The organism is Actinoplanes sp. NPDC051633, from assembly GCF_040681735.1.
Lineage (GTDB): Bacteria > Actinomycetota > Actinomycetes > Mycobacteriales > Micromonosporaceae > Actinoplanes.
Genome location: NZ_JBFAZH010000609.1, coordinates 1 through 4,813, shown reverse-complemented (window position 1 = coordinate 4,813; position 4,813 = coordinate 1). Strand labels below are relative to the sequence as shown.

At 71.3% G+C, this 4,813-nt stretch carries 5 protein-coding genes; 2 read left to right on the top strand and 3 right to left on the bottom strand.

Going from position 1 to position 4,813, the window contains the following annotated elements; all coding sequences use genetic code 11:
- Both AB0M20_RS27845 and AB0M20_RS27840 read right to left on the bottom strand, forming a co-directional pair.
- On the bottom strand, positions 1-180 hold a 180-nt coding region (locus tag AB0M20_RS27845; protein WP_364303118.1), incomplete at its 3' end, for a response regulator.
- A gap of 89 nt (positions 181-269) precedes the next feature.
- The gene (locus AB0M20_RS27840; protein ID WP_364303115.1) at positions 270-1,487 is read right to left on the bottom strand and encodes a S8 family peptidase; all 1,218 of its coding nucleotides are present in this window, start codon (positions 1,485-1,487) and stop codon (positions 270-272) included.
- Positions 1,488-1,706: 219 nt separating this feature from the next.
- Here AB0M20_RS27840 and AB0M20_RS27835 point away from each other — a divergent pair, with 219 nt between their 5' ends.
- Positions 1,707-1,925 carry a hypothetical protein gene (locus AB0M20_RS27835; protein WP_364303113.1) on the top strand — a complete coding sequence of 73 codons (219 nt, stop codon included), beginning with the start codon at positions 1,707-1,709 and terminating at the stop codon, positions 1,923-1,925.
- Positions 1,926-1,992: 67 nt separating this feature from the next.
- Positions 1,993-3,828 (top strand): PAS domain-containing sensor histidine kinase, encoded by a 1,836-nt coding sequence (locus AB0M20_RS27830; protein ID WP_364303111.1) that lies wholly within the window; start codon positions 1,993-1,995, stop codon positions 3,826-3,828.
- Here AB0M20_RS27830 and AB0M20_RS27825 read toward each other — a convergent pair.
- Complete coding sequence (locus tag AB0M20_RS27825; RefSeq protein WP_364303109.1) at positions 3,803-4,708, bottom strand: CDP-alcohol phosphatidyltransferase family protein; 906 nt, start codon at positions 4,706-4,708, stop codon at positions 3,803-3,805. The two genes, AB0M20_RS27830 and AB0M20_RS27825, sit on opposite strands and share 26 nt — an antisense overlap.
- Positions 4,709-4,813 lie beyond the last annotated feature (105 nt).

The window sequence follows — 4,813 nt, the reverse complement described above, 5'->3', positions numbered from 1 at the left end:
ATCCGTGACCAGCACGTCGATCTGGCCCTCGTGCTCCCGGCACGTCTCGATCGCCGACTCCGAGTCGGGCGCGACCAGGGTGTCGAACCCACGGCGCTCGAGCATGCGCCGCATGATGTCCCGCAGATCCTCTTCGTCGTCGACGACGAGCACCGTCGGACGGTCAGAAACCTCCGACATGAGCCTCTCCTTGTCCTCTTTGACCTCGTATGCGCCGACATTCCGGTACAGCGGAACGCCGATGAGAGGCCGGGTTGGCGAAATTCACGCTATCCGTTGAGCCACGCTGTGTTCAGCAGTTTGGCCGGGCTGCCCGCCTTGTCCTGCACCTTGGTCGAAGCGTTGCCCACCATCGCGTCCCGCACCTGCTTGGGGGTGAAGGCCGGGTTGGCGGCGAGCACCAGCGCGGCGGCGCCGGCCACGTGCGGGCTCGCCATCGAGGTGCCGCTCATCGTCGTGGTGCCGGTGTCGGACTTCGAGGAGGTGCTCAGGATCTTCACACCGGGCGCGAAGATGTCCACGCACGTGCCGAAGTTGGAGAAGCTCGCCCGCTTGTCCGTGCTGTCCGTCGCGGCCACCGTGATCGCGTCCGGCAGGCTGGCCGGGGACTGCTTGCACGCGTCCTTGTTGTCGTTGCCGGCCGCGACCGCGTACGTGATGCCGGAGGCGATCGACCTCTTGACCGCGTCGTTGAGGGTGGCGCTGGTGGTGCCACCGAGGCTCATGTTGGCGACGGCCGGCTTCTGCGCGTTCCTGGTGACCCAGTCGATGCCCTTGATGATCGCCGAATACGACCCGCTGCCCTGGCAGTCGAGCACCCGCACGCCGACCAGCTCGACGTCCTTGGCGACGCCGTGGGTGGCACCGCCGATCGTGCCGGCGACGTGCGTCCCGTGACCGTTGCAGTCCTGGGCCTTGTTGTCGTTGTCGATGGCGTCGTACCCGTCGCGGGCCCGCCCGCCGAAGTCCTTGTTCGTGATGCGGATGCCGGTGTCCAGCACGTACGCGGTCACGTCGGCCGCCGGCCGGAAGGTGTACGACTTCGACAGCGGCAGCGCGGCCTGGTCGATCCGGTCCAGTCCCCAGGTGGGGTTGTTCTGCACGCCGTCACCGGTCACCTCGGCGTCCTGCTCGACCGACCGCACCGCCGGGTGCGCCGCCAGACGCCGGGCCTGAGTGCGGGTCATCGTGGCGTGGAAGCCGGTCAGCGCCGAGGTGTAGCTCTCCTCGACGCGGCCGCCGTACTTGGCGACCAGGCGCTCGGCGACGGCCGGCACGTCGGCGGCGCGGGTGCCGGCCTGGAAGGTGACGATGTAGCTGTTCGCGATCGCCGCGGCGGTGTCGGCGGCCAGGATCGTGCCGGTGGGCAGCGCGGCGGGCGCGCCGGCGGCGGCCGAACCGGTGATTCCGGTGACGGCGGCTGCGGCGGCTGCACCGGCGGTCAGCACGAAGCGGGCGGCGCGGCGCCGGCCGTGGTTGCGAGTCATGCGGGTCCCCCTCTGTCGGCTCCGGGACGCACATCACCTCTTCGGTGCGCATGCCGGAGTCAGCTTCAGGGCAATGTTGTGAGGGGGGCGGAGCCGCCTCGGGACTGTCCGGGTTGCGCCTGGGTTGCACCCGTGTCGACCGGCCTGCGAAGACTAAGTCGATGCCACGAAAGGCCGAACTACCCGGCGACAGCGCCCGCAACGACTAGGAGAACGATGATGTCCACGCTGCTGAGCACTGCCGAGATCGTGACCGTCGACGAGTTGACCGAGCGTTGCGACAGCTGCGGCGCCGCCGCCAAGCTCGAGGTCACGCTGCCCAGTGGCACCCTGGCGTTCTGCGGGCACCACGCGAACAAGCACGGCGCCGGGCTGGCTCCCCTGGCGACCACCGCTCGAGTGGAGAAGGGCTTCACCTGGGCATCTGCCGCGATATGATCGCTACCTCACTATTGGGGCGAATCGCCCCGACTTAGAGGGGACGGCGGTGCCGAGAGCGCACGAAGTGAGCAGGCTGTCCCGGCTCGCCGCCGGGTGCGCCGGGGTCGCGACGGCACTCTACGGCGCGATCGGCCTGCCCATGTCCGTCACCGACCCGAGCCCGGCGCCGGCCCTGCTGCCCGCCGGGCTCGCGCTCGTGCTGGCCGTCCTCCCCGACCGCCCGCTGTCCGTCCGCATCACCGGCCACCTGCTGGCGATCGTCGCCGGTGTGGTGGGCAGCCTGTCGCTGCGTGCGCATCCGGCCGCCGGGGTGGCCATGGTGCTGGCCGCGGCCGCGGTGGCCACCCTCGACCTGCGTCTCCCGGCCCGTCGCGCCGGGGGGATGCGCTTCTCGGTCGCCGACCCGATGCTCGCCGGCGCCGCCGTCATCGCGCTGGTCGCCCTCGTGCCCCGGATGTTCGCCCCGACCTTCCCGGACGGCCGCGGCCCCGGCGGGCTGATGTCGCCGTATCTGGCCGGCGCCCTGCTCACCCTCGCCGCCGGTGCGGTGCTGGCCCGCCCCGAGGCGGGCCCGCTGAAGACCGCGGCGGCGGCCGGGCCGGGCACCCTGATCCGCCGCTGGCTGCCGGCGCTGATCGCCGTCCCGGTGCTCGCCGCCTCGGTCAGCGCGCTCGCCGTGCGGACCGGGATCAGTCGTCCGGTGGCCGCGATCAGCACCGGGGCGATCCTCGCCGCGCTCGCCGTCCTCGCGATGTTGGCGTACCTGATCCGGTCGCTGGAGGTGGCCGACCGGCAGCAGCGCGAGCTGGTCGACGAGCTGGGCCGGCGGCAGGAGTTCGCGACGACGCTGCTGCAGTCGATGAACGAAGCGGTCATGGTGCTCGACGCCAACCACCGGGTGATCGACGTGAACCGGCGCTGGCACGAGCTGACCGGGCACCCTCCGGAGGATGCGCTGGGGTCGCGGCCCGAGTCGCTGCCGCCGGCCGGCACCGGGGACTGGTCGGTGCGGCACCGCGACGGTGGCGAGGTGCCGGTGCTGGCCACCATGGCCGCGGTGCCGGCGGCGGACGGTTCCGCCCGGGCGTACGTGGCCACCTATGTCGACATCGCCGACCGCAAGCGTGCCGAGGAGGCCACCCGCGCACACGCCGACGAGCTGCTGCGTGGCAACGAGCAGCTCCGAGAGGCGAACACCCGGCTGGAGGCGGCGCTCGCCTTCAAGAACGACCTGACCTCGATGCTGACCCACGACGTGGCCCAGCCGATCAGCTCGATCGCCAGCCTGGCCGAGCTGCTCGCCGCGGACTGGGCGGACCTGCCGGACGACATCCGGCGGGAGCTGGCCACCAAGATCGACCGGAACACCCAGCGGCTGATCAAGATGATGAACGACCTGCAGCTGCTGTTCCGGCTGGACACCGGCGCGGTCACCGCCCGCCGGACACCGGTGCAGGTGCTCGAGGTGGTGGAGTCGGTGGTGGCCGGCTTCGCCTCCGCGCCGGTCAAGGGCGGCGACGGCGCTGCGGATGGCCGGGCCGCGGCCGACGGGGCGGTGACGATCGAGGTCGGCGAGGACGTCTCGGCGCTCGCCGACCGGGGTCACCTGCAGGCCGTCGTGCAGAACCTGCTGAGCAACGCGATCGCGTACGGGGAGGCGCCGGTGGAGATCCGGGCCGACCGCAAGGCCGAGTCGGTGGTGCTGACCGTCGCCGACCGCGGGCCGGGCATCCCGGACGAGCTGCGCCCGCATCTGTTCGACCGGTTCATGCGCGGCGCCGGCCTGGGCCTGTTCATCGTGCGGCACCTGGTGGAGGCCAACGGCGGGTCGGTCCGCTACGAACCGGCCGACCCGCGCGGCGCCCGCCTGATCGTCACACTTGAGTCGGCAACGGTGTGACCCCGCCCGCCGTCTCCCGGTCCGCCTTCTCCCGCTCCGCCTTCGCCAGCTGGGCCGGGAACCGGCGCGTCAGCTGGTAGAGACGGGCCACGAGCAGCGCCTCGAAGGCCAGCAGCAGCGCGCAGGCCGCCACCGACGTCCAGAAGACGCCGTCGGTGACCAGGGCGGCGATCAGCGGGCCGATGATGAAGACCGTCATCTCGTACTCGATGCCGCTGAACAGATGGGTGCGGATCCGGCTGCGCAGCAGCCAGTTGCGGAACCTGAGATACACGCCCCTGTCGCCCTCGGCGGGCGGCGGCGCGGCGGGCCGCTGCTCCGACTCGGTCTCACCCTCGTCGTCCACGGCCGCGGGCTCCTCGACGATGCCGCGAGCCGTCGCGAGCCGCGACCGCATCGAGGACTTGATCTTCCCCATCTGCGAGCCGTTGAGGTAGCGGAACAGGTCGAGCCCGATCACCGCGGCGGCCAGCCACAGGTACTTGATCTCACCGGTACGCGCGTACTGCCCGCCCGTCAACGCGACCGCGCACAGCAGCACCCGCACGCGGTCGAAGATGAAGTCGAACCAGACGCCGAAGATGGTGCCGGTGCCGTTCAGCCGCGCGATCTTGCCGTCCATGCAGTCGACCACGAAGCTCAGGTGGAACAGCACCGCGCCCACGATCAGCCACCAGCGGTTCCCCGTCGCGAAGCAGGCGACCGAGCCGAGGCCGAGCACGAAGGCGAACAGCGACAGCAGGTTCGGGGTGATCCACCGGTACGGGTACACGAGCCGGACCAGTCGCAGTGCCAAGGGATCGACCAGCAGCACGGTCCACCAGGCGTCTCGCGGCTTGCAGGTCCGATCGCGGATCTCGGCGAGAGGTAAGCGTTGCACTCCGTTAACTTAGCCTGGCGGCTCAGGCGGAGCCGCGGTCCTCTTCGTTGATCATGCCGTCGCCCCACCCGTCCTGGCGATCGGTGCGCCCGCCCATCGGCGCGG